The following is an 831-nucleotide window of genomic DNA, read 5'->3' on the forward strand; positions in this document are numbered from 1 at the left end:
ATGTCATATCCATTATGTAAAACCATTGGGTTTTCTATCATTTAAAAACTTCCCTCCTAATTGTGGTAAAAAAGACTTTGTGGTATCCTAAATGTGAAACTCAATGAAAAGCTCGGGCCCACGACTCACAGAAATGAATCGATTGGGCCAAGCGTAAATAACTGAATATTCTTTCAAAAAATACTAGTATTCTAATCTATCATCTGTTAAAATATGGTTATGTCATGTTCACGAAATACCCTGATTACTAACCTGCGAAAGCAGGTCTTTTTTATTCTGTCAAACATATTCCCTTTATATCACCAATGACCTCTGGTAATGTTTTATACCTACAGTTCAAAAAATATCCTTTCTTTATTTCGCATTATATTTATTATATTTTTCAAATTACCACTTGTTTGGATTTAAAGCGATTGTTATACTATATATAGTGTTCATGGAAGTTATTTGCTCTATGCTGATTGTTCTAACTATTCAAAAAGACCTATTTGTTAGGTCTTTTTGTCTTTCTATGACAGTTTTTCTTGTTTGACATGAAACAAATTTCTGCTATAGTAAGAGAAAGGCAAAATACAAAGGTGAATTTGAGTCTTGTTTTTGTGCATATCAAGTAGTGTTTCTGTTAAAAGTCCTATGCTATGGGGCTTTTTTACTTTCCACAGATTGTATATAAAGAGTTGCTGTATCTGTGGCATGCCGTTGTAAATCCTCTAGAATTCCCTCCGCAGCTTCAATACCATGCTTATCAATAATTGCAATCACCAATTGGTTAAAACCCCACATTCTCGCCATTCCTACTTGTTCGACTAAGCGTTTTTCACGTTTACCATA

At 33.2% G+C, this 831-nt stretch carries 1 protein-coding gene; it reads right to left on the reverse strand.

Annotated elements, in window-relative coordinates; translation table 11 throughout:
- Nucleotides 1-636 precede the first annotated feature (636 nt).
- Nucleotides 637-831: hypothetical protein (locus ACQRBL_RS32365; RefSeq protein WP_427736423.1), on the reverse strand; the 195-nt coding region annotated here is incomplete at its 5' end.

Source organism: Bacillus sp. AF62 (genome assembly GCF_050312695.1).
GTDB lineage: Bacteria > Bacillota > Bacilli > Bacillales > Bacillaceae_G > Bacillus_A > Bacillus_A cereus.